The 22,898-nt window shown below is 44.9% G+C and carries 18 protein-coding genes; 11 read left to right on the forward strand and 7 right to left on the reverse strand.

The genetic code is table 11. The features are described 5' to 3' along the window. Positions 1-250 precede the first annotated feature (250 nt). Both ACWXW9_RS04540 and ACWXW9_RS04545 read right to left on the reverse strand, forming a co-directional pair. The gene (locus ACWXW9_RS04540) at positions 251-1,117 is read right to left on the reverse strand and encodes an SDR family oxidoreductase (RefSeq protein ID WP_494928464.1); all 867 of its coding nucleotides are present in this window, start codon (positions 1,115-1,117) and stop codon (positions 251-253) included. A 192-nt stretch (positions 1,118-1,309) separates the two neighbouring features. Beyond that, complete coding sequence (locus ACWXW9_RS04545; RefSeq protein ID WP_494928465.1) at positions 1,310-1,852, reverse strand: hypothetical protein; 543 nt, start codon at positions 1,850-1,852, stop codon at positions 1,310-1,312. Between the two features lie 97 nt (positions 1,853-1,949). Here ACWXW9_RS04545 and ACWXW9_RS04550 point away from each other — a divergent pair, with 97 nt between their 5' ends. After that, a complete protein-coding gene (locus ACWXW9_RS04550; RefSeq protein WP_494928466.1) occupies positions 1,950-2,864 on the forward strand; it encodes a phosphatidate cytidylyltransferase in 915 nt (304 codons plus the stop codon). A 106-nt stretch (positions 2,865-2,970) separates the two neighbouring features. Here the strand turns inward: ACWXW9_RS04550 and pdxR are convergent, their stop codons facing one another. Further along, positions 2,971-4,344 carry a MocR-like pyridoxine biosynthesis transcription factor PdxR gene (pdxR, locus tag ACWXW9_RS04555; protein ID WP_494928467.1) on the reverse strand — a complete coding sequence of 458 codons (1,374 nt, stop codon included), beginning with the start codon at positions 4,342-4,344 and terminating at the stop codon, positions 2,971-2,973. Positions 4,345-4,480: 136 nt separating this feature from the next. On the opposite strand from pdxR, the gene ACWXW9_RS04560 reads away from it, so the two are divergent. Next, positions 4,481-5,353, forward strand: a complete 873-nt coding sequence (locus ACWXW9_RS04560) for a DMT family transporter (RefSeq protein WP_494928468.1) — start codon at positions 4,481-4,483, stop codon at positions 5,351-5,353. An 88-nt stretch (positions 5,354-5,441) separates the two neighbouring features. Here the strand turns inward: ACWXW9_RS04560 and ACWXW9_RS04565 are convergent, their stop codons facing one another. Together ACWXW9_RS04565 and ACWXW9_RS04570 are read right to left on the reverse strand one after the other, a co-directional pair. Next, complete coding sequence (locus ACWXW9_RS04565; RefSeq protein WP_494928469.1) at positions 5,442-7,448, reverse strand: fructose-specific PTS transporter subunit EIIC; 2,007 nt, start codon at positions 7,446-7,448, stop codon at positions 5,442-5,444. Between the two features lie 169 nt (positions 7,449-7,617). Beyond that, a complete protein-coding gene (locus ACWXW9_RS04570; protein WP_494928470.1) occupies positions 7,618-9,570 on the reverse strand; it encodes a BglG family transcription antiterminator in 1,953 nt (650 codons plus the stop codon). A 150-nt stretch (positions 9,571-9,720) separates the two neighbouring features. On the opposite strand from ACWXW9_RS04570, the gene ACWXW9_RS04575 reads away from it, so the two are divergent. The 5 genes from ACWXW9_RS04575 (at position 9,721) to ACWXW9_RS04595 (ending at position 14,687) form a co-directional block, all read left to right on the forward strand. Next, positions 9,721-10,449 (forward strand): SDR family oxidoreductase, encoded by a 729-nt coding sequence (locus ACWXW9_RS04575; protein ID WP_494928471.1) that lies wholly within the window; start codon positions 9,721-9,723, stop codon positions 10,447-10,449. Further along, positions 10,443-10,913, forward strand: coding sequence for a MerR family transcriptional regulator (locus ACWXW9_RS04580; protein WP_023991051.1), 471 nt, complete (start codon positions 10,443-10,445; stop codon positions 10,911-10,913). Before ACWXW9_RS04575 ends, ACWXW9_RS04580 begins: the two co-directional genes overlap by 7 nt. Before the next feature lie 90 nt (positions 10,914-11,003). Then, positions 11,004-11,876, forward strand: a complete 873-nt coding sequence (locus ACWXW9_RS04585; RefSeq protein ID WP_494928472.1) for a GNAT family N-acetyltransferase — start codon at positions 11,004-11,006, stop codon at positions 11,874-11,876. A 342-nt stretch (positions 11,877-12,218) separates the two neighbouring features. Further along, positions 12,219-13,349, forward strand: coding sequence for an RDD family protein (locus tag ACWXW9_RS04590; protein ID WP_494928473.1), 1,131 nt, complete (start codon positions 12,219-12,221; stop codon positions 13,347-13,349). 297 nt (positions 13,350-13,646) lie between these two features. Next, complete coding sequence (locus tag ACWXW9_RS04595) at positions 13,647-14,687, forward strand: CdaR family transcriptional regulator (RefSeq protein ID WP_494928474.1); 1,041 nt, start codon at positions 13,647-13,649, stop codon at positions 14,685-14,687. A gap of 169 nt (positions 14,688-14,856) precedes the next feature. Here ACWXW9_RS04595 and ACWXW9_RS04600 read toward each other — a convergent pair whose 3' ends face one another. Then, positions 14,857-16,002 carry a glycerate kinase family protein gene (locus ACWXW9_RS04600; protein ID WP_494928475.1) on the reverse strand — a complete coding sequence of 382 codons (1,146 nt, stop codon included), beginning with the start codon at positions 16,000-16,002 and terminating at the stop codon, positions 14,857-14,859. Between the two features lie 21 nt (positions 16,003-16,023). Beyond that, positions 16,024-17,319: a GntP family permease gene (locus tag ACWXW9_RS04605; RefSeq protein ID WP_494928476.1), complete on the reverse strand. Its 1,296-nt coding sequence runs from the start codon at positions 17,317-17,319 to the stop codon at positions 16,024-16,026. Between the two features lie 315 nt (positions 17,320-17,634). Between ACWXW9_RS04605 and ACWXW9_RS04610 the strand changes: the two genes are divergently transcribed. The 4 genes from ACWXW9_RS04610 (at position 17,635) to gnd (ending at position 22,781) form a co-directional block, all read left to right on the forward strand. Beyond that, the gene (locus tag ACWXW9_RS04610) at positions 17,635-18,366 is read left to right on the forward strand and encodes a GntR family transcriptional regulator (RefSeq protein WP_494928477.1); all 732 of its coding nucleotides are present in this window, start codon (positions 17,635-17,637) and stop codon (positions 18,364-18,366) included. Next, complete coding sequence (gene gntK, locus ACWXW9_RS04615) at positions 18,359-19,897, forward strand: gluconokinase (protein WP_494928478.1); 1,539 nt, start codon at positions 18,359-18,361, stop codon at positions 19,895-19,897. Before ACWXW9_RS04610 ends, gntK begins: the two co-directional genes overlap by 8 nt. Before the next feature lie 26 nt (positions 19,898-19,923). After that, positions 19,924-21,270 carry a GntP family permease gene (locus ACWXW9_RS04620; RefSeq protein ID WP_023991059.1) on the forward strand — a complete coding sequence of 449 codons (1,347 nt, stop codon included), beginning with the start codon at positions 19,924-19,926 and terminating at the stop codon, positions 21,268-21,270. Between the two features lie 107 nt (positions 21,271-21,377). Beyond that, entirely contained in the window at positions 21,378-22,781 is a 1,404-nt protein-coding gene (gene gnd, locus ACWXW9_RS04625) for a decarboxylating NADP(+)-dependent phosphogluconate dehydrogenase (RefSeq protein WP_494928479.1), read from the forward strand. Positions 22,782-22,898: the final 117 nt, after the last annotated feature.

Raw genomic sequence — 22,898 nt, forward strand, 5'->3', positions numbered from 1 at the left:
GTACTCCATTCATTATCAATTCTACACCTGTGATCGTCCTATGAAACAAACCTTGCTCCAAGCCCTCCTTGGAGTTCCTTACAAGTATATTGGATAATCAGCAACGATTCCACTAATAGAGGAAATTAGTTTAGGATTTCCCTTTCCTTTTGAAATGATTATGAGGATTAAAAAAGGATGCCCGCCTTGTTAGGGTAGCATCCTTCATCATGAGCAGAATCATATATTAAAAATGTACTCTACGGCACGTTTATGCCTTTGTTTGCTCAACCAGCTCACGAATTCCTTGGCTAAGCGGCGTAAGCGGGCTTTTCAGAAGCTTCTCGAAATCGTTGCTTACAACATCCAAAGCTCCTTCACGAATCGCTTTTTGAATACCGACCACAATAGGGATTGCGGCTTCCGGTACGCCCGCACCAAGCATAATGTCGGCATACGCAGTATCGTCTACCTGCTGTACAGGCACATCCTTACCCAGCACCTCAGCAAGAATCGTCGCAAACTCTTCTTGGGTAATCGGCTTGCCGGAAAGCTCATATATTGTGTTTTCATGCCCTTCGCCGGATAATACGTTTGCCGCCGCTTGCGCATAATCTGCACGGGCAGCCCAACCTACTTTACCGGAACCTGCTGAGGTCAGCCAAGGAGCCCCGGCCAGCACGGATTGAATCGTGCCTGCTTCATTTTCAAGATACCAGTTATTGCGCAGGAAAGAGTAAGGGATGCCCGATTCGCGAATGAACTCTTCCGTTATACGATGTACAGGTGCAAGGAACAGAGTGCTGTCGGCCGCATTGGCAGCGCTGGTATAAGCGATGAAGCCTACTCCCGTACGTACAGCAGCATCCACAGCAGCCTTATGCTGGCGGATTCTCGTATCATTATCGCCGTCTGCGGATATAATCAGCAGTCGGTCTACACCAGCAAACGCTTGGTCCAGCGTCTCCGGTTTATCAAAATCGCCATGACGAACGTCAACGCCACGGGCACGCAAGTTTTCTGCTTTTTCCGGATTTCTCACGCTAACAATAAGGTCTTCTGCCGATACGGATGCAAGCAACGCCTCTACCACGATGGAACCCAGTTGCCCGGTTGCTCCTGTTAATGCGATTTTCATATGAAATCCTCCATTCAGATTTTATTTACCTTTCTATAGTAACTATAAATATGACGATTGTCTATTCTGGAATTGATGAATACACGGCTGCTGTCAGCGAATTAAATGTTAGGCAGATTGATGCATTAAAGCGAATTGTTAAAGAGGTACGCGGGGGCGTTTGAATAAAAGGGGCGCTCGCGGCTATCCAGCTTAGGATTGAGGATCGTAGTCGCTCAATTTTCCTTCATAAATCAAATGCAGTCGGTCGCTTTGCCGAAAATCGTCCGGCGTAATAAGAGCGGGCAACTTGTTCCATATTTTTATGCCGGATCGCTGTAAAATTTCTGCGACGAATTGCGAACAAAAATAGGAATTACTGAACTCGACGGGTTCTTTGAGTGCAATACCAATCAAACCCAGTAAGTTATACATATATTTTTGACGACTTCTGATAAAGACGTGTAGGACCCGTTTCATTTTCTCGACTTCACGCTCGGTTACTTGAAGCTCGTAGATGACACATGTTGTATTCGGAAATCTGCTGTATGTACCTGTCTTAATATCCTCTTTCACGAAACCACCATCCAGCGGGTTATTAGGGGTCTTTCTCCCGAAGCTGTATAACTCCGAAAGTTCCCGGTTGAAGGAAATGGAGGCGTGATTGTATGGTGCCCTCGTATAGCTCTTAATGACTCTCGTAAGAAACGTTCCCGTATTCGTAAGTAAGATAAAGACGGATTGATCAGCTACCATTTACAAAATTTCTCCTTATCAAGTTTGGGTTATTCCTTCATAATAACATAGGAATCCTATAATGGACTCCTACCTCGCGATAAGTTGGTGATTGGCAATGGACAGCTCGCTATTAACGTTAATCCTTATTTTCACAGCCTTATTGGCTATCCAATTGATTTATGTTGTGATCGTCAAAACACAGCCCAACAAAGACTATGCAGCCATCGGACTTCGCATCAAAACCTGGTGGGGCATGTTCTTTATCTTTTGCTTGGCAACTCTTTTTAATCCGATTGTTTCACTGCTTTCCCTGATGGCACTCACTTTCTTTGCGCTGAAAGAATATTTCTCCATGATCAAATCCAGAAAAGCCGATCGCAGACTTTTTTTGTGGGCGTACTTGGCGATTCCTGTGCAGTTTTATTGGATTTATATCGGGTGGTACGGGATGTTTATTGTCTTTATCCCTATTTATGTATTCTTGCTCCTGCCGCTCCCGCGATTGATTAACAAAGGAACGGTCGGTTTTCTGCGCAGTGTCAGCTCAACCCAGTGGGGGCTTATGCTGATGGTTTTCGGGCTTAGTCACTTGGCCTACTTTCAATTCGCTACACCGCAATACGGAGCGAAACTCGTACTTTTTCTAGTGGTGTTGACGCAACTCAATGATGTTGCACACTATCTGGCATCCCTCTATTTCGGTAAGCGGAAAGTCGTCCCAACCTCCAACCCACATTTAACTTGGGAAGGCTTTGCATTTGCGTTTATCGTGACAATAGGGGCTTCGTATCTGATCTATCCCTACCTGACGCCATTTGACCTAAAATTTGGAATTATTTTCGGTATGCTGATCAGCTTGAGCGGTTTCTTCGGCAGCCTAACGGTTTCCGTGCTGAAGCGGGATTTATTAATCGGCGATGATGACAAGTTCGATGCTTTGAAAAAAAGCTACTTAAGCCGGGTCGATAGTTTGACCTACACCTCGCCCGTCTTTTTTCATGTAATCCGTTATTTTTTTGACTTTATGTAGCAATTACATTGCTCAAACCTCGTATGAATAGTGATCATGGAACACGATATCTTGCTATGAAAAGGGCATCCTATCCTCACTTAAGGATAGGATGCTTTTGCGTGTACTACCGTTGCAGGGCATTCCTAATCCTGCTAACCCCTTCACGAATTTCGTTTTCCTTTAGATGCCCGTAGCCCATTAGCAGTCGGTTTCCTTCGAGCTGTGCTGCAAATACATTTTCGCTACGGAGATGTTCTAGCAGATTCTCTCGGAGTGGGAACTGAAACTCTGCTACCAAATGTAAACCAGCTGATCGGCCACATACCCGGTATTGCCCTGTAAAATGCTGTTCCAGGCTATCAAGCAGGACCTGACGACGCTTGGCGTACACTTTTTTCATCTTATGGACATGCTTATGAAGGAGTCGCTTCCTGATATACCGACTCAACACAATTTGCTCCAAGCTCGCCGTCTGGTAATCCGCCAGTTGCTTTAAACGGATAAAATCAGCGACTCGTGACGGGGGAAGAACAATATAGCCGATTCGCAGTGCGGGGAACAAAATTTTGCTAAACGTCCCGACATATAGCACCCGTTCTGGATCCAGACTCTGCAAGGAGTGGACGGGCGCCCCATCATACCGGAACTCACTGTCATAATCATCTTCGAGCAGCAGGCATCCTGTCCGGGCTGCATACTGGATAAGCTCGATCCGCCTTTGGATCGGCAAGATACCTCCCAGCGGGAACTGGTGCGAGGGTGTCAGATATGCCAGCTTGGGGTGTCTCTTTTGCGGCAGATCGGCTGTTATAACTCCCGAATCATCAACAGGCATGCTCCGCAGTGTGGCCCCTGTAGCCGACAGAATGCTTTTTAAATCTTCATTTGTCGGTTCCTCTACCAGAGCTTCGTCTCCAGCTGACAGTAACAGACGGGTGACAAGCTGAATCGCTTGTACTGCTCCGCTAGTGATTACAATATGTTCCGGGCTAGCTTTCACTCCTCTGGTGTGAACCAAATAGTCGGCCAGCTCCCTTCGTAACTCAGGCTCTCCAGCAGGGTCGCCATAACCCAGTGCCAGATCAGGAGCCTCTTTGCATACGCTCTGAAGCAAGTCTGCCCATGATTTGCGCGGGAACAATTCCAATGCGGGGAGGCCTGTCCGGAAGGATATTACCGACACCTCATTTGAATATGAAGTATTCATTGCAGACGCAGACGCCTCGATAGGCCGTGCGGATACATAACCTGGAAGAACGGCCCCCTCGGCTACATAGGTACCTGAACCCGAGCGCGCAATGGCTAAGCCTTCGGCTAGCAGCATTTCATAAGCTTCGAGGATAACATTCCGGGAAACATTCAACTGTAAGGCCAGCACCCGGGTCGAAGGAAGTTTATATCCTGCATGCAGTTCTCCGGCTAAAATACGGTCCCGTATCGCTTGATACACCTGACGCAGCATCGGAACTGTCACATTCTTATCGATAGATAACCACATAGGTTGCCCCCTCAAGCGGTACTGTCAAAAACCTCTTCAACTGGATCTACAAGTGCCCAGTTTCTATTGCTACAGTATATATCAATATCTGTACAAGAGGTGAGATGAAATGAACAAACCAACCTTTTCGACTTACATGGAATTAGTGATCGCAACCTCCATTGTCGGCAGTTCTGTAGTAGTCGGTAAACTGGTCGTGATGCGGCTGCCTGTTTTTTTATCGCAATCTGCCAGTCTGGCCGTTGCCCTTCTGTTCTTGGTACCCATTGTATTCATCAAGAAATATTCACTAAGGATCAGCAAACGGGATGCCTTAATCCTGTTCATTCAAGCACTGGTCGGCATGTTTCTCTTCCGTGTCCTAATGCTGTACGGGCTGGCCTACGCCTCTGCTTCCGAAAGCGGAATTTTAACTAGCTTAACCCCAGCTATCGTTGCACTTCTTTCGTATATACTGCTGAGAGAAAAGATTACGCTCCGCCCCGGACTAGGGATTGCCTGTTCACTGCTCGGTGTTTTGGCACTGCAAGTACCTCACATATCGGCGCTCTGGTTCAATGCTCCTAACGCAACCTCGTTCATTGGCCTGCTGCTTGTTCTGTCTGCTGTGTTCGGAGAAGCGGCACTGACAGTGTTACGCAAGATGCTATCCAGCCATGTCTCTTCCCTGCTTGGAACCATGTATATAACACTCTTTTCATTCTTCATGTTCCTGGCTTGTTCCTTCGGGGAGGCCCGACAGTTCAACTTTAACCACGTTGGAGCAGGAGAGATTGGGCTTGTCTTATATTATGGTATCTTTGTCACAGCATTAGCCTACGTATTATGGTTTCGGGGCGTGTCAAGGGTATCGGCTAGTGCAGCAGCTGTATATACGGGTTGTATTCCCGTCAGTACACTGCTGCTGTCCTATATCATCCTCCGTGAATCCTTCTCATTTGCTCATCTGGCTGGTGCAGGCTTTGTATTTCTCGGCATCATACTTATATCACGCGGTGAACGCCGCTGACTTACGCAAAGACCTTCTCAAGAAAAGAGGCTCCCGGCTGAAACTTCGGGAGCCTCTTTTCTTTGATTCAAGTTCTTATCGCATTGAATTAATGCACCTGATCCAGCAATTGATATGCTTCTTCCTTCGAAGCAACCGCCAAGAGCGTTTCTCTGAAATGATCGTCCATCAGCTTACGTGATAACATTTGCAGCACTTTCAGATGCGCATTTTCCTTGTTATTGCGCGGTACGGCAATCATGAAGATCAGTTTTGCTTCACTTCCGTCTGCACTATTCCAGTCAACACCGCCCTGCTTGATGCCGAAGACCACACTTGGCTTCAGGACAGCTTCCGATTTGCCATGAGGAATGGCAATATTCATTCCAATGCCTGTGGAGCCTTCTTCCTCTCTGGCCAATATCGCCTGTTTGAAATCACTGGCAGAGCTTACGGCTCCAGTTCTCTCAAGTGCTCCGATCATTTCATCAACCACAGCATCTCGTGTCGTTCCTTCCAGATCCAAATTAATCAGATCCATCGTTACAATATCCGTCAGTTTCTCAATGTGAATGGCTTGTGAAGGCACGGCTGGCCCGTTATTTGTGACAGTTGTTGACGCAGATGACTCCGCAGCGGCCGTTGTAGTAATCACAGATTGTCCTGCTCCTGCGGTAGAATGTCCAGGCATCGCGTCCCCAGCAACATCCGGAGTTACAGTTGCTGCAATATCTTTTTTCAGCAAGCTCACCAGGACAACCGATACGGCTACGCCGACAATAACGGCGATGAAGAACATAAGTACATGGTCCACTGCACCAAGTACAGCTACAATCGGTCCACCGTGAGCTACCTTATCACCTACATTTCCCAACATCGCGATGACAGAGCCGACCATGGACCCTACCATGATACTGGGAATAACACGCAGTGGATCTTGCGCCGCGAATGGAATCGCACCTTCGGTAATACCGAACAACCCCATCGTGAATGTTGCCTTCCCAGCCTCGCGTTCTTCAGGTGCAAATTTACGTTTGTTGATCATCGCTGCAAGTCCCATCCCAATTGGCGGGATACAAATCGCAACGGCGATTGGCCCCATAATTTCATAATTCCCTTCGCCGATCATGGCCGAACCGAATAAGAAAGCGACTTTGTTCACAGGGCCGCCCATATCAAAGGAGATCATCGCACCTAGAATCAATGCCAGTAGAATTGAACTTGTACCTTGCATACCTGCAAGCCAACCTGTTAAAGCTTCAAACAATTGTGCGACTGGAGCACCAATCACAAAGACAAAGATTAATCCAACAATTAAAGATGCCAATACAGGGATAATTATAATAGGCATGATCGGCTGTAATGCTCGGCCAACTTTAATTTTTCGAATCCCAAGTGCAACATAACCCGCCAGGAAACCAGCGATAATCCCGCCGATAAATCCAGCCCCCGCCTCACTTCCATAAAAGCTGCCGTTCGCAGCAATGAATCCGCCAATCATACCCGGTGCAAGCCCCGGTCTATCCGCAATGCTCATCGCGATAAATCCGGCGAGGATCGGTATCATAAAGGTAAACGAAGCCGAGCCGATATCCTGAACCGTCTTCCAGAAAGAACCGTCCGGTATAACCAAACCGCCTGGTGTCTTCTCACCACCAATTGTCAACGCAATGGCAATGAGCAATCCCCCAATGACAATGAAGGGTACCATATAGGATACACCGTTCATCAGATGGCGGTAGATGGGATTTTGTTTCGGTTCGTTCTCCTGTAAGCTAGCTTCGGCAGAACGTGACTCTGCCTGGTACACAGGTACATTGCCCTTCATCACCCACTGGATCAATTCTTCCGGACGGCGAATACCATCCTGTACGCCAACGACCAGCAGTTTCTTACCGACGAAGCGGTCTTTAACCACCGTTTTATCCGCTGCAATAATAATGCCATCTGCCTCACGGATCTCCTGCTCAGTCAGTTGATTCTCGACTCCAATGGAGCCTTGTGTCTCGACCTTCATCTCGATGCCCAGCTTTGCTGCTGCCTTTTGCAGATTCTCAGCTGCCATATACGTATGTGCAATTCCGTTAGGACATGAGGTAATCGCCAATATCTTCATAGTCATTCCCCTTCTCTCTGATGTTTCCGCTTACATTGATAGTATAAACGCCTATCTTGCTGTTATCGGACGAACTTTTTACCGGAACTTTCGGAAAAACGGAATTATACCGACAAAAAACAGGACTTATCTATAAGTCCTGCTCCAGAGCACAGCTTTTGATTTTAGTTTATCCCTTCATTTTCCCTAATAGTCTCATTGCATCGGTCTCCTTAGATAAGGCATGAACCAAAGCAGGTTGCTCACTGATCAGGGACAATTCCTTGAATAACTGGCGCATCTCTTCCCGCCCATCCTGTTTAACCGCAAGCAGGAACACAAGCTCTACTTTCTCGGTTCCCCAGGTAAGCGGCTGCTTCAAGGTAGCGATTACAATGGAGGACTGCCTTATCCATTCAGAACCACCATGCGGAATGGCTATGCCTCCCCCAATCGTCGTAGCCGACATTTTTTCTCGCGCCAGTACGCTATCCACATAACCGGGCTCCACATATCCTTTGTCCTCCAGTATTTGTGCCAGCTTGGAGATCAATTGTTCCGGATGCTGCACTTCCTGCTGGGGAAAGACCAAAAAAGGTGTTGTATATTTAAAAAATACAGATTCGTCTGCCGCCCTATGTTCCGGCTCATCCAGTCGCCGGATCACTTGCTCCAGCCGACGTTCGTCCTTGGCATCCAGCAAGGGAGAGACGAGAATATGCGGAACGTTCATCTCTGGGAGATCTACAGTGGTAATGACGAGATCCACCTCTTGGGCTGCCAGATAGTCCTGGACTTCTGCTTTGGAAAGGGTTGTCTCCACATGTACAGCCGGAAATTTACGTTCCACCTTGGTGCGCAGCAGTTGGGACATACCGATACCCATGTGACACACAATGATGGCTCTCTGAGGATGACTCTCTTTCTGGTGCAATCGCTCCACAGAAGCCTGAAAATGCAGCGTTAAATACGCCGCTTCCTCCTCGGGGAAGGATAGCCGGATCCATTTCCCCACCTCTTCCAGTGTAATAATAACCCGGTCGAACATGTAGGGGTACATCTTCTTGATCTCGGCCAGCATAGGATTGGACACGGTCAACCCATATTGAAGACGGTTCAGGGTCGTATATAAATGGACATTCAACCCTTTCAGCAACACCTTGTCCTTGGAAAAGGCAATCATATTCAGCTCGGACATCCGCCGGACTAATTGCTCAATCAACTCAGGCAAAAGCGGGTGACTATCTGCCAGCTCGCCTTGTTTTCCCCTTCTTTCCTCCTGCTGATAACGGAACTTCCCGCTAAGCAGGTGCAGAGTTAAATACGCCGTCTCTTCCTTGGAAAAAGGCACGGCAAACAACTTTTGCAACTGCTGCAAAAAAGATGTAGCCCATGTAAATTCGCGTCTCTCCTGCAAAAAGGCAATGTCCTGCTTGGAGAGGGAAATGGGTTGTCCCATCTTGGTTCGTTTGACCATTAAGAGGATATGCAGCATTAGAGCTTCGAAAGCTTCGTCAGTAAAGCTGAGCTCATGGCGTTTTTGAAATGCTTTTAATTCATGATTTATGGTTGTGATCTCGTGCGATTCAAACTGTTTGCGCATCATCTGTCCCGTTAACTCAGGACTGTCAATCAGCTGGTTCATCCGCGCCAAAGCGATTCGCTTATTTTTCTCAAAGCCTTGAATGGCCAAGCCTACGCGCTGCTTGGTAATCAAGGCTAGATCAAAGCTATGCAGCCAGCCATCAATTTTCTCCATATCTCTACGGATCACCGTCTTGTTCACATAATACTGTGAAGCTAGATCCTGGATGGTCACAGGCTTGGCATTCATCAAGAGCCGATAGGCGAGATGCAGCATCCTTTCCTCATCCGACTCGTGTTGGGCTGTACTCTCATCCGCATACAGTCGATGGAACAATTCATTCTGATCCGCTTTACCCATCTCCAGATAAATGCCGCGTCCCGGCCTTCTCACCAGATTGGCATCAGAATGCTTGGCGATATAATCTTCAATTACTTTCAGATCGTTGCGGATCGTCTTTTCAGAGCAGTCGGTCAGATCCGCCAGATCCTGCGCTAACCACAACCGGTCCGGTTCAGTTAACAACATGCGTAAAATTTCCATTTGCCTTTTATTCATTCCATTCTCCCATCTTCCAAAATAAAGAATGTCTAGGGCATTTCGAGCTATATTGTTGCTGGTTTTGTGTTGACTTTAAGTATACTCCAAGTAGTACATTTAAAGCATGGTGGCCGCCAAATTCAAGAATAATGAAAAGAGGAATCGCTCATGACTATCGGGAAAACAGCTCTTATTACTGGAGCCAACAAAGGCATCGGGTACGAAACAGCCAAACAATTGGGGGGCTTGGGTTTTACAATCCTGCTTGGCTCACGTAATGAGCAGAGCGGCCTGGAAGCAGTGGGTAAGCTGGCTAATGAGGGAGTAGAAGCCCGATTGATATTATTAGACGTGACGAATCAAGCTGCGATTGAGTCTGCAGCACATCAGATCCAACAAGAATTCGGTTTCCTTGATGTACTCATCAACAACGCCGGCGTATCTCGGGGAGGAGCAACTCCTCCAAGTCAGCTCCCTTTGGACGATTTAAGAGAAACGTATGAAACAAACTTTTTCGGTTTGGTCGCGGTGACGCAAGCCATGCTGCCTTTACTGCAAGAATCTCCTTGTGGTAGAATCGTTAACTTGTCGAGTGGCCTTGGTTCGTTAACCTATAATAGCGATCCTGAGCACGAGCATGCCCAATTCAATTTGCTTGCCTACAATAGCAGCAAAGCAGCAGTTAATATGTTCACCGTCACCCTTGCCAAAGAATTCAAAGACTCACCTCTCAAAATTAATTCGGCTGACCCTGGCTTTACCGCCACTGACTTAAATAGCTTTACAGGACCGGGTTCGGTACAACAAGCCGCTGCTGTCGTTGTTCGTTTAGCCACTTTAAATAATGATGGGCCGTCAGGAGGGTTTTTCGACGCGAATGGAGAAGTGCCTTGGTAATCGTTACAATTAAGGAGTGGGATACTTTGCAGGAAATTCCGGAGACCATAACCTCTATTAGTCAAGCTGCAGAACTAACAGGTTTAACAGAGGATACCATACGTTATTATGAGCGAATTGGCTTGCTGCCTTATGCAGAACGAAAGGCTAACGGACACAGGTTCTACAGTAGAGATCAGATTCTGGGGATTATCTTTTTAACCCGATTAAAAGCCACTGGAATGACCATAGAGGAAATGAAGCATTATCGAGAACTTTCGATGCAAGGCAACAGCACCATTCCGATTAGACACTCCTTACTTGAAAAACATAATCAGAAGATTCAACAGGAAATTTCTAGACTGATGGAAACCCAAAAAATTATTGAATATAAGCTCAACCATTATCGTGACCTCTCTACCAATCCTGATCTTAGCGACACGAATTGTAACCCTACAACACCCAGCACCAATCCCCTTTTTTAAGGGGTTATTTTCATTTTCAGTGGGAGATTGATGGAGCCCCCTTAATTGCCTATAATCCAAATATAGCATGAATTCCTAGGGGGAATAACGGTGATCACCTATATGAGATGCAATGACGTCAGCATGGAACATATTTTTCAAGCATTTTCGCTTGGGTTCTCAGATTATTCTATTCGCCTGACCACGGATCAGGACGATTTCGCGGCACGTTTTTTTGGTCCAGAGGGTAATACACGGAATCACTCTTTCCTTGCCATGGATGAGAATCAACCGATCGGCTTAATTCTCGGCGGTGTCCGGCAGTTCGACGGGTACAAGACCATGCGTTGCGGCACGCTATGCATCGCTCCGGCTTACCGTGGTCGGGGGATTAGCAACAAGCTGCTGGAATTACATAAACAAACAGCCATCTTCGCGGACTGCCAGCAGCTATGGCTCGAAGTCATCAAGGATAATCATCGGGCCGTCAAATTATATGAAAAGCAAGGGTATCAGCCACGCTATACGCTGAAATACTACAACGGCACTCTGCCCTCCGCCCTACCCGCTGCCCTCTCATCTTCGTATATTCTTAAGGAAGTTACATTTGATGGCGTCGCAGCTTTTCGTAAGACCCTCACCGACTGCCACATCCATTGGCAAAGTGACACACCTTATTACGCTACCAGTACACAGGAGGCTTTTCTCGGCATCTACGAGGTGAATCAAACGTGTCTCGGCATGGTGAGCATGAGTGCTCAGGGTAAAATCAACTTTCTTTGGGTCGATCCTGAGCATCGCAACCAAGGATTAGGATGCGCCCTCCTTCATAGAGCAGCAAAGATCCAAAAGGTTGAGAAGGTATACATTTGTCTGTCCGACAATGACTCTCTTGAAGGCTTTATCCAAAAAATAGGTCTCTCGAAAGACCCCATTGAGCAATATGAAATGTGTATGCCGCTGAAGGTTGATCATGTTGTATAATGATCAACCTTCTTCCCATCCATGCTCCCCCGTTTGATCCACCTACATCTATCATTTCTGAGAACGATTGATATACTCTGATTTGACTAAGGCGCACATGTAAAGATCATCATATTTCCCGGACGTAAATTCATATTGGGAGAGGAGCCCTTCTTGCCGAAAGCCTGCTTTTTCAAGCAAACGCAAGGATTGTGCCTTCTCTGGCTCTACTAGCGCCTGAATGCGGTTCAATGAGAGGAAGGGATATTTATAATAATTTCTTTGTTTATAGAATGTTTTCCTAAACATGGATTGTAAAATGACCGTTAATATAAGGAGTATGTTTTTAATTATTAAGAAGAGGTGTATTTTTTGGACGAACAGCACGTATCACACAATCCGCAGGAAACTTCAAGACAGATGTACATTCGGCATGGTCAAAATTATGGGGCAGACACCAACAGGATGGCCGAAATATCAAAAACGTACGGTAATTCTACTCTGTTTAGACGGTGGGGAGCAACGGTTTTTGATTTCATATTTTTTTTAATCGGGTATGTTTGTTTTTTTATTTCTGTCATTCAAATAACGGATAGATGGTTTTTGCCTTTAGCGATTGCATCCCGTTGTATTCTGCTTGTTGCTTTCTTCAGCTATTATTTGCTTTTGGAAGGTTACACAGGCTACACGCTTGGTAAGTTCGTTTTTCGTATTAAGGTGGTTAACGGGGAAGGAAAGCCTCCTGGTTTTCTTAAATCACTCATTCGTACGCTGCTCAGGCTAATAGACACCAATCCGTTGCTAATGGGTGGGATACCTGCTGGTATCAGTGTGTTAGTAACTGCATCAAGACAACGAATTGGTGATTTAGCTGCAGGTACATATGTTGTAAAGGTACGGGATTTAGAGCCGATTAGCAAAAAGACAATGCAACGTTCGCTCTTTATATTTTTTACCGCAATGGTGATCTTGGGAGCCTCGCTTGTAAATGCTATTTTTATACTTGCAGACAGTTACGTACCTCCTGAAGTTCCGGTGAGCAAGAAAGAGCAAAGCTATGTAAGTAAAGATGGACGGTTTCAAATCACGGCCCCGCTGGACTGGTCAACAGACCCGGACCGTGAAGAAAAAGCAGAGATTGCGATATTTAATCCGTACATCCAAAAGTCCGTTGTGGTACTATCCCACTCAAAAAAGCAATTGGGCAATATAACTCTCCAACAGTATGGTAAGAAAGCTGAAAATAACTTAACCAAAGAGTGGAACCTGTCCAGTGTAGGACCTGTCTCTAACACAACCATTTATGGATATCCTGCCCTTGAGTTCGTGATTAAAGGCAAGAAAGATGTGGACAAATATGTCACCCATGTAGCGATTATTGAGACCGAAAGGAATTACTACCAGGTGCTTGGATATGCACCAGCGTCTAAAGACGGCCGTTTAAAGAAAGAACTGCACGACATTACCTATAGCTTCCGCGAGGTTCATCATTAGACAGCGTGGCTGGCAATAAAAAGGATAAGACACAAAAAGCAGGTGCTCCTTAGAGCCCTGTTTTTTTGCGTACAACTACACTCTCCTCCATAGATTACAACTCAATACTAAAATATATAACATCATTTAATGGATTATCATAATACGCTGCAATTTCACATCTATGATAAAATTGACTGACATGATCGGCGACCTGCCTTATCATATTGTTCAGATGCACAATAAATTGGAAACCCTTTCATAAAGGTGGTACATTAAAATACACTATATTACTATAGATAAAGGAGGAATCCTGATTTGTTTCAGCTCTCCGTAAAACAAGCCCAAGACATCGTAGACAAAATGATGAAAGATATTCCATACAATATCAATATTATGAATGAACGAGGCATCATCATTGGCAGCGGCGAGAGTGAACGAATCGGAACCATTCACCAAGGCGCTGTTCAGGCGCTCGAAACTGGGAAAATGGTTGAAGTGTGGCAGGACGGCCACTATGAGAAAAAGGGAACCAATGAACCGATTGTCATTCATCATGAGTTAGTTGGTGTCATTGGTATTTCAGGCAATCCTGATGAAGTGCGGCCTTTTTGCAATATTGTTAAAACGACGGTGTCTCTCCTGATTGAACAGCGCATCTCATTGGAGCATCTGGCCCACGAAGCCAATCGCAAAAAATCTGTGCTGGAAATGTTGTTAAATCATCAGGGAGCCTACACGCAAAAAATAAAAAAAGAAGCAGCTCAATATCACATTGATTTGCTTTTAAAAACTTCGGCTGTATATGTAAAGTACCTGCCTGCTGATCCAGCTCATTTAGCCGAGTTGTCCAATATATTCATGCAGCATCCATCCTTTCGTATGGAGGAAGACTGCTATCTCATTCTGATACAAAATCAGGAGCCGACAGACAAACTGCTAGAGCCACTTGTGCGCAGCCATCCCGATGTGCTGATTACGGTCAGCAGACAAGAGCACAACATTGCGGATGTTTATATGCAAGCCAAGTCAGCTATGAATGTTTTACTGGCTTTGCGCCCGCCTGTGCAAAAAATTTCTTTTGCGGAAGTCGAATTTCTGGTCAGATTGAGTCAAACGAACCTGACGAACACGATCTATCCGGTTAGCAAGCTGGAAGATACCGTGGATTTGCTGGATACGCTGCGAAGCTTTATTAACCATAACGGTAGTGTCTCCTTTACCGCAGATGAATTAAATATTCACCGAAATACGCTGCAATACCGCCTGAAGCGCATCCATACCTTAACCGGTAAAGATCCCCGGAATCTCCTTCAGCTTTTTGAGCTTACGCACGGCTTATTGGCACTGTATCAATGAACTCCTGTATCACGCCAGACCATACGCCAGTAATACCATATTTCCGCTCGCCGTCACTCCCAAGTTTCTCAGTCAATCCGGCTTTGGCTAAGTTCGGGATTACAGGCGAGCGCTCGTATTATATCGTATTTGTATTATGCCGTTTTATGTTACCTCGCTTATCGATTGTTCATTTCTCGCCGAATTGAAGCACCCTTGCGATATTCTCACACGTACGCTCTACGTTTTGCGGCCCTTCTACCAACAGCTTATCCAGCTCCGAGGCTCCCGGCACGATGCCGAACACCGCATCTATTCCTTCCTTGTACAACGTATCGATCCCTTCCCCGATATAGCCAGCGACTGCAATGACCTTTTTGCCGGATTGTTTGGCAGCCTGAGCTACCCCATATGGAGTTTTCCCGAATTTGGTCTGAAAATCAATGCCGCCTTCCCCCGTAAAAACGATATCCGCCTTCGCCAGCTTTTGCTTTAACCCGGTGTATTCGATCACAATTTCAATGCCTTTTTGCAGCGCTGCCTGAGTAAAAATCAACAGTCCCGCACCCAATCCACCTGCTGCGCCTGCGCCTGGGAGATCGCGCACATCCTTGCCCAGTTGCTGCTTCACCACATCGGCGTAATGAGCAAGATTGGCATCCAATTGCTGCACCATCTCCGGAGTTGCCCCTTTTTGTGGCCCGAATACTTGAGATGCCCCATGCTCTCCGCACAGCGGATTTGTTACATCACAGGCTACAATCAGTTGTACCTGCTGCAAGCGATCATCCAGTGATGAAATATCAACACTGGCCAGCTCGCCCAGACTACCGCCGCCGCGCGGAAGAGTATTGCCTGTTGCATCCAGAAATCTGGCGCCCAGCGCTTCCGCCATTCCTGTACCACCATCATTCGTCGCGCTTCCACCAATGCCGATAATAATTTTTCGAATTCCCTGGTTCAAACATTCACGGATTAACTCCCCTGTGCCGTAGGTTGTTGTCTTTAGCGGGTTTTTGTTATCCTTGTTGACCAGATGGATTCCACTAGCGGACGCCATCTCGATTGCCGCCGTAGTGCCGTCTCCCAGCAGGCCGTATGCAGCAGTTACAGGTTCTCCAAGCGGTCCTGTCACCTCGATATAACGAATCTGTCCCCCTGTCGCATCCACCAGTGACTGCACCGTTCCTTCACCGCCGTCCGCCATCGGTACGTGGACATAATTCGCTGCCGGATAGACCTTGCGCAGTCCCTTCTCCATCGCAATACACACTTCTTTAGCCGTCATGCTTTCTTTAAAAGAATCCGGTGCCAGCACAAATGTCTTCTCTCTCATCTTCTCACCTCATCATCAATGTTAAAGTAAAAATCCATATATCAATGTCGCCACAATCGTCATCGTTCCACCCACAATAGCTTCATAAGGGATGAGTCCCATCCGTTGTTTAATACTCATTTTCATGCTGTCTGCCGTGACGTGAAAATAGTTGCCCTGCGGCAAAGAATCAATGACTGTAGCTCCTGTATGCACCATCACAGCTGCAGCAAGCGGGGCCGTTCCCATATTCAGAATGGCTTCCCCAAACGAGCCTGTCGCCAAAATAACTCCCGTCGAGGTGGACGCCGTGGCAGCTGCCATCAGAATACCTGCAAGCGGTGCCAAAAATGTACCGGAAACTCCCGAAGCTTCAATCAGGCCAACCACCTGAGCAGACAAGTTGGAGGCAGAGATCAGACCCGCAATCCCGCCTGCACCGATCAAAATTAGCACGGTCGCCGTCATTTTATTCAAACCGGAGGCCGAATACTTCAAGATATTACGCCCTTGCCCCATGGCCAGCATACCCACAATCCCAGCAATCGGCAAAATGTACATCGCATCCACCTTGAAACTCGAAAGTGCTTCAATACCAGAGATGGAACCAATCGGGTTAATCATCAGCAAAATAACAGCTACCAGCGGGGCTACAATCGCCCGTCCCAACGCCGGGTATTTCGATGTATCGACATCACTGTCCATGATATCCTGATCGGACACCTTCACACCTTTGGTTTTCAACATAGACGCCACCAAAACAGTCATGATTAAACCACATATCGCAGGAACCACACCCGCCAACATAACGTGGCTTAAATCCAGATTAAATCCGCGCGCCGCTGCAATCGTATTAGGATTGGGAGAGATGATGTTCCCCGCTTTTCCGCCTCCAGACAAAGCCAACAGGAGCGCCAGCTTGGAAATCCCCATTTTGTTACCGACCGACAATGCAATAGGTGCCACAATCAGCACGGCAACGGGAATAAATACGCCTACCGCCGTAATAATCATCGTCGCCAGGGCCAGTGCGAGAATCGCTTTGCTACCGCCAAACTTCTTCACAATAGCCTGCGCAATTGTCTCCGCTGCCCCGGATTCCATCATTACGCCTGCCAATACACCTGCGGCAAGCACACGAATGACCGTCCCCATCACACTTTGCGTACCGCTTATTAACACGCTGATCGTCTGCTCCAGATTGGCTCCGCCCAATAAAGCGCCTACAATAGCTCCCAAAAATAAAGCGTAAACCGGATTCAGCTTTCTTAATATCAGAATAATTGCAATAGCCAGCCCTGCCAGAGCTCCTATCCAACTGATCGTCAATCCTTCCATCTGTCTAACCCCCCGGGCAATTTTTTGATTACGCTTTCATTATATCGATTGCCGCACGTTAAAAATATTGAAGAACAGACGAAATTGATTGTGCATTTGCACATAAAAAAGCCCATGTTCTTCAATTAGAATCCGGACTTACGAAAAATTTATATCTTCATATTAAATACTCGCTGCCACATAATATTCGTAAACCCATCAAGCTTAGAAAAATATCGGACGAACACACAAAAATTTAATGTGTACGCTTGCGAAATTTAAATTTCAGATTATAATACCTGTATACAAGTATACTTGATTAATAGAGAAGGTGAAATGATGGTCGAATCAGAATTCCTATATCCCTCCAAATGGCTTTTAAAAGCCTCTGCTGGTGATCGCGTAACATCCGAGCTTAGAATGCGCATTATTTCTGGCGGGATTGAAAGCGGTACCATATTATCTGAAAATAAACTAGCTGCTGATTTCACTGTAAGTCGCTCACCCATTCGTGAAGCGTTAAAAATACTGGCATCCGAAAATATCATTCGATTAGAAAGAATGGGAGTCGTTGTTATTGGCCTATCAGAAAAAGAAATAGAAGAAATTTATGATGTCCGTCTGCTCATAGAATCCTTCGTATTTGAACGTCTTGTAAAGATGGACACTAATGATTTGGCGAAGGAACTTAGTAAAATACTCGAAATGATGAAAGTCGCCGTTAAATATAGTGATGCTGATGAGTTTTCATATCAAGATGTCTTGTTCCATGAAACGATTATTCGTGCAGTCAATCATTCGCATATTCTGATGATCTGGAATAATTTAAAGCCTGTTATGGAAAGTCTCATTCTTTTGTCGATGCGTATGCGTTTCAAAGAAAAGTATGAAGATTTTACACGGATTATAAACAATCACGAACTTTATATTGAAGCAATCAAAGCAAAAGATAGAGACCTCATGATCAAGTCTTTACATGAAAACTTTGATGATGTTCAAGGTAAAGTAGAAGACCTATGGATGTCACAACAAATGCTATCTAAAGGAGTAGTGCAACAAAATGACTAACTATATGTTAGGTATAGATATCGGAACCACAAGTACGAAAGCCGTTCTATTTAGCGAAAAAGGCGAAGTCATCCAACAAGAGAATATTGGATACCCACTTTATACACCGGATATAGCGACAGCTGAACAAAACCCAGAAGAGATCTTTCAGGCTGTCCTGCAAGCCACTTCGAATATTATGAAACATCACTCACAAAAAAAGCTATCGTTTGTTTCATTTAGCAGTGCCATGCATAGTGTCATTGCGATGGATGAAAATGACCGCCCACTGACGTCTTGTATCACTTGGGCAGATAATCGAAGTGAAGCATGGGCACATAAAATAAAAGATGAGCTGAATGGCCATGAAGTCTATAAACGAACAGGAACACCCATTCACCCCATGTCACCCTTAACGAAAATAGCCTGGATTGTGAATGACCTTCCTGAAACCGCTGTCAAGGTTAAAAAGTATATCGGAATTAAAGAATATATTTTTAAAAAGTTCTTTGATCAATATGTAGTGGATTATTCCCTAGCTTCTGCCATGGGCATGATGAATCTAGAAAAATTAGATTGGGATGAAGAAGCATTAAAAATTGCTGGTATAACCCCTTCTCAATTATCTGAGCTCGTGCCAACAACCAGGATATTTACCAACTGTGATTCAGATTTAGCAAAAAAGATGGGGATCGATCCAAAAACATCGTTTGTCATTGGAGCTAGCGATGGAGTCCTTTCTAATCTAGGTGTAAATGCGATACGAAAAGGCGAAGTTGCCGTTACAATCGGGACAAGCGGAGCTATTCGAACCATTATAGACAAGCCTCAAACAGACGAAAAGGGAAGAATATTTTGTTATGCCTTAACAGAAAAGCACTGGGTTATTGGGGGGCCGGTGAACAATGGCGGGATGGTCCTTCGCTGGATCCGTGACGAACTTGCCTCATCAGAAGTAGAAACAGCGAAAAGACTAGGAATTGATCCATATGATGTACTAACCAAGATTGCTGAACGTGTAAGACCAGGATCTGACGGATTGTTATTCCATCCATACCTGGCTGGTGAACGTGCGCCATTATGGAATCCAGACGTACGTGGCTCATTCTTCGGTTTAACGATGTCACACAAGAAAGAACATATGATTCGCGCAGCCCTAGAAGGAGTCATTTACAATTTGTACACCGTATTTTTGGCATTAACTGAATGCATGGACAGTCCCGTGACCCGAATCCAAGCTACTGGAGGCTTCGCAAGGTCAGCTGTTTGGCGGCAAATGATGTCCGATATATTCGCATCTGAAGTCGTCGTTCCAGAAAGCTACGAAAGTTCTTGTCTAGGAGCTTGTATTTTAGGCTTGTATGCCACCGGACAAATCCAGTCCTTTGAAGTCGTTTCTGAAATGGTTGGCAGTACCAACAAACATACACCAAAAGAAGAAGCAACCAAGGAATATAGGAAATTGCTGCCGATTTTCATTAACCTATCCAGAGTATTAGAAGATGATTATACACGAATTTCCAACTATCAAAGAAGCTTAATAGAACACTAAAAAGATAAAAACAGGGGGTAATCACAATGCCATTAGTTATCGTAGCGATTGGAATTTTAGCATTATTAGTTTTAATAATGGGTTTCAAATTGAACACCTTTATTTCATTAATCATTGTATCGTTCGGCGTCGCTTTAGCACTTGGAATGCCATTAGAGGAAATTGTCAAAACCATCGAAGCCGGATTAGGCGGAACCCTTGGTCACTTAGCGTTAATCTTTGGACTTGGAGCGATGTTAGGTAAGTTGATCGCTGATTCTGGTGGTGCTCAACGAATTGCCATGACCCTCGTAGACAAATTTGGTGAAAAAAATATCCAATGGGCAGTCGTAGCTGCTTCATTCATTATCGGTGTGGCGTTATTTTTTGAAGTAGGATTAGTATTGTTAATTCCAATCATATTTGCCATTTCAAAAGAATTAAAGGTTTCTATCTTATATCTCGGTATTCCGATGGTTGCAGCTTTATCCGTAACACATGGTTTCTTACCTCCACATCCAGGGCCAACAGTTATTGCTGGTGAATATGGCGCAAACCTTGGTGAGGTTTTACTTTACGGTTTCATTATTGCCATTCCAACTGTTATTTTAGCTGGACCTGTATTTACTAAGCTTGCCAAAAAACTCGTACCTGCATCATTTACGAAAACGGGTAATATTGCCTCTTTAGGTGAACAAAAAGTATTTAAATCCGAGGAAACTCCGGGATTTGGTATCAGTGTATTTACTGCAATGCTTCCTGTTATTTTAATGTCTATTGCTACGGTTATTACTTTGCTTCAAAAAACAATGGGATTTGAAGATAGTAGTTTACTAGCAGCGATCCGTTTTATTGGTGATGCATCAACTTCCATGTTAATTTCCTTACTGGTAGCTGTCTACACCATGGGAATAGCAAGGAAAATTCCAATCAAAAATGTAATGGCATCTTGTACAACTGCTATTACTCATATTGGGATGATGCTCTTAATCATTGGGGGTGGCGGAGCCTTCAAACAAGTACTGATTAATGGCGGCGTAGGTGACTATGTAGCTGAATTATTCAATGGAACTACATTATCACCCATCTTGCTTGCCTGGATCATCGCTGCAATATTACGTATTTCCTTAGGTTCTGCAACTGTTGCAGCTTTAACAACCGCTGGTTTAGTTATTCCGATGTTAGGACAATCCGACGTTAATCTTGCTTTAGTTGTGCTTGCAACGGGGGCGGGTAGTTTAATAGCTTCACATGTTAACGATGCTGGTTTCTGGATGTTTAAAGAATATTTTGGTTTAAGTATGAAAGAAACATTTGCAACATGGACATTGCTTGAGACCATCATTTCTGTAGCTGGATTAGGATTTATTTTAGTACTAAGTTTATTCGTATAAACCATGATTCCCGGGCGGTAGATCCCCCCACTTATTTTTCTTAGAATCTTCTAAGCCTATAAGTGAGGATCTACGGCCTATTATTTCAAATAAAAGGAGCAGAAAAAATGTCCAACACAATTGGTGTCATTGGTTTAGGGGTAATGGGCCGTAATATCGCCTTAAACATGGCTGGTAAGGGTGAGCAAGTCGCTGTCTATAATTATACGAGGGATTTAACTGACGATCTTGTTAAAAAAAGTGAAGGCCACCCCATCCATCCCTACTACGAAATTCAAGATTTTGTTTACTCCTTAAAAACTCCAAGAAAAATCTTCCTTATGGTAACAGCGGGCAAACCGGTCGATTCGGTAATAGGTACATTAGTACCCTTTCTTGAAGCAGGCGATGTGATCATGGACGGTGGTAACTCCCATTACAAAGATACGGAACGTAGATATGATGAATTGATGTCAAAAGGAATCGGTTATTTAGGAATCGGTATTTCCGGCGGTGAAGTTGGGGCTTTAAATGGACCTTCGATCATGCCTGGTGGAGATAAAAACGTATATGAAAAAGCAGCTCCTATTCTAACAAAAATAGCAGCCCAAGTGGACGGAGACCCTTGCTGTGTTTATATGGGTCCAAAAGGGTCCGGTCACTTTGTAAAAATGGTACATAACGGAATCGAGTATGCAGATATGCAGTTAATCGCAGAAACCTATACATTTTTAAGAAAAAGGTTACGTTTATCTGTGTATGAAATTGCTGATATCTTTGAAATATGGAATCAAGGGGAGCTGAAAAGTTATTTAATCCAAATCACAGCAGAGATTTTACGGAAAAAGGATGATGTAACAGGCTTACCACTAATCGATGTGATTCTTGATAAAACAGGGCAAAAGGGCACAGGTAAATGGACAAGCATTCAAGCAATTGACAATGGGATCCCATCATCCATTATTACAGAGTCATTGTTTGCCCGTTACATCTCCTCTTTAAAAGAAGAACGAGTTTATGCAGAAAATATTCTAACAGGACCAGAGATTGATCAGCGAAGTTTAAATAAAGATGTGTGGATTGAGTACATTAGACAAGCTTTTTATATGGGTAAAATTTGTGCCTACGCGCAAGGATTTATACAATATAAAATGACTTCTGAACTTTACGGATGGAATTTACCTTTAAAGGATATAGCCCTTATTTTCCGTGGTGGTTGCATCATTCGTGCCGAATTCTTAAACGTAATAAGCGAAACATATCAAGAACAGCCGAATTTGGCTAATCTATTAATCGCCCCGTATTTTGCTGAAAAGGTTAAAGAGTATCAAAAAGGATTACGAAAAGTTGTCTGTGAGGGTATTAATTCTGGCACTTCGTTTCCATGTTTAAGTGCTTCACTTACTTATTACGATAGTTACCGGACAGGCATTTCGAATGCTAACCTTTTGCAAGCACAAAGGGATTATTTTGGTGCCCATACTTATGAACGAAGTGATGCAGCAGGATCCTTTCACACAAACTGGCAGTGATCGATAGTGGTAATAAATCTCCAGTGCCTAAATCTCCAGTGCCCTAATGAAGTGGTTCTTTCCCTTCATTAGGGCTCTCCTTTGGAATACATTTTCTCCAGAATGTTCTTGTGTCTA

This window comes from Paenibacillus sp. LT-B23 (genome assembly GCF_059417685.1).

What these genes read in the sequence shown, in the direction of transcription:
- ACWXW9_RS04600 (WP_494928475.1), bottom strand. Translation starts at nt 16,002, where the DNA reads ATGAGAGAGAAGACATTTGTGCTGGCACCGGATTCTTTTAAAGAAAGC.
- ACWXW9_RS04605 (WP_494928476.1), bottom strand. Translation starts at nt 17,319, where the DNA reads ATGGAAGGATTGACGATCAGTTGGATAGGAGCTCTGGCAGGGCTGGCT.
- ACWXW9_RS04570 (WP_494928470.1), bottom strand. Translation starts at nt 9,570, where the DNA reads ATGAATAAAAGGCAAATGGAAATTTTACGCATGTTGTTAACTGAACCG.
- ACWXW9_RS04610 (WP_494928477.1), top strand. Translation starts at nt 17,635, where the DNA reads ATGATGGTCGAATCAGAATTCCTATATCCCTCCAAATGGCTTTTAAAA.
- ACWXW9_RS04560 (WP_494928468.1), top strand. Translation starts at nt 4,481, where the DNA reads ATGGAATTAGTGATCGCAACCTCCATTGTCGGCAGTTCTGTAGTAGTC.
- ACWXW9_RS04575 (WP_494928471.1), top strand. Translation starts at nt 9,721, where the DNA reads ATGACTATCGGGAAAACAGCTCTTATTACTGGAGCCAACAAAGGCATC.
- ACWXW9_RS04545 (WP_494928465.1), bottom strand. Translation starts at nt 1,852, where the DNA reads ATGGTAGCTGATCAATCCGTCTTTATCTTACTTACGAATACGGGAACG.
- ACWXW9_RS04565 (WP_494928469.1), bottom strand. Translation starts at nt 7,448, where the DNA reads ATGAAGATATTGGCGATTACCTCATGTCCTAACGGAATTGCACATACG.
- ACWXW9_RS04540 (WP_494928464.1), bottom strand. Translation starts at nt 1,117, where the DNA reads ATGAAAATCGCATTAACAGGAGCAACCGGGCAACTGGGTTCCATCGTG.
- pdxR (WP_494928467.1), bottom strand. Translation starts at nt 4,344, where the DNA reads ATGTGGTTATCTATCGATAAGAATGTGACAGTTCCGATGCTGCGTCAG.
- ACWXW9_RS04550 (WP_494928466.1), top strand. Translation starts at nt 1,950, where the DNA reads ATGGACAGCTCGCTATTAACGTTAATCCTTATTTTCACAGCCTTATTG.
- gntK (WP_494928478.1), top strand. Translation starts at nt 18,359, where the DNA reads ATGACTAACTATATGTTAGGTATAGATATCGGAACCACAAGTACGAAA.
- gnd (WP_494928479.1), top strand. Translation starts at nt 21,378, where the DNA reads ATGTCCAACACAATTGGTGTCATTGGTTTAGGGGTAATGGGCCGTAAT.
- ACWXW9_RS04620 (WP_023991059.1), top strand. Translation starts at nt 19,924, where the DNA reads ATGCCATTAGTTATCGTAGCGATTGGAATTTTAGCATTATTAGTTTTA.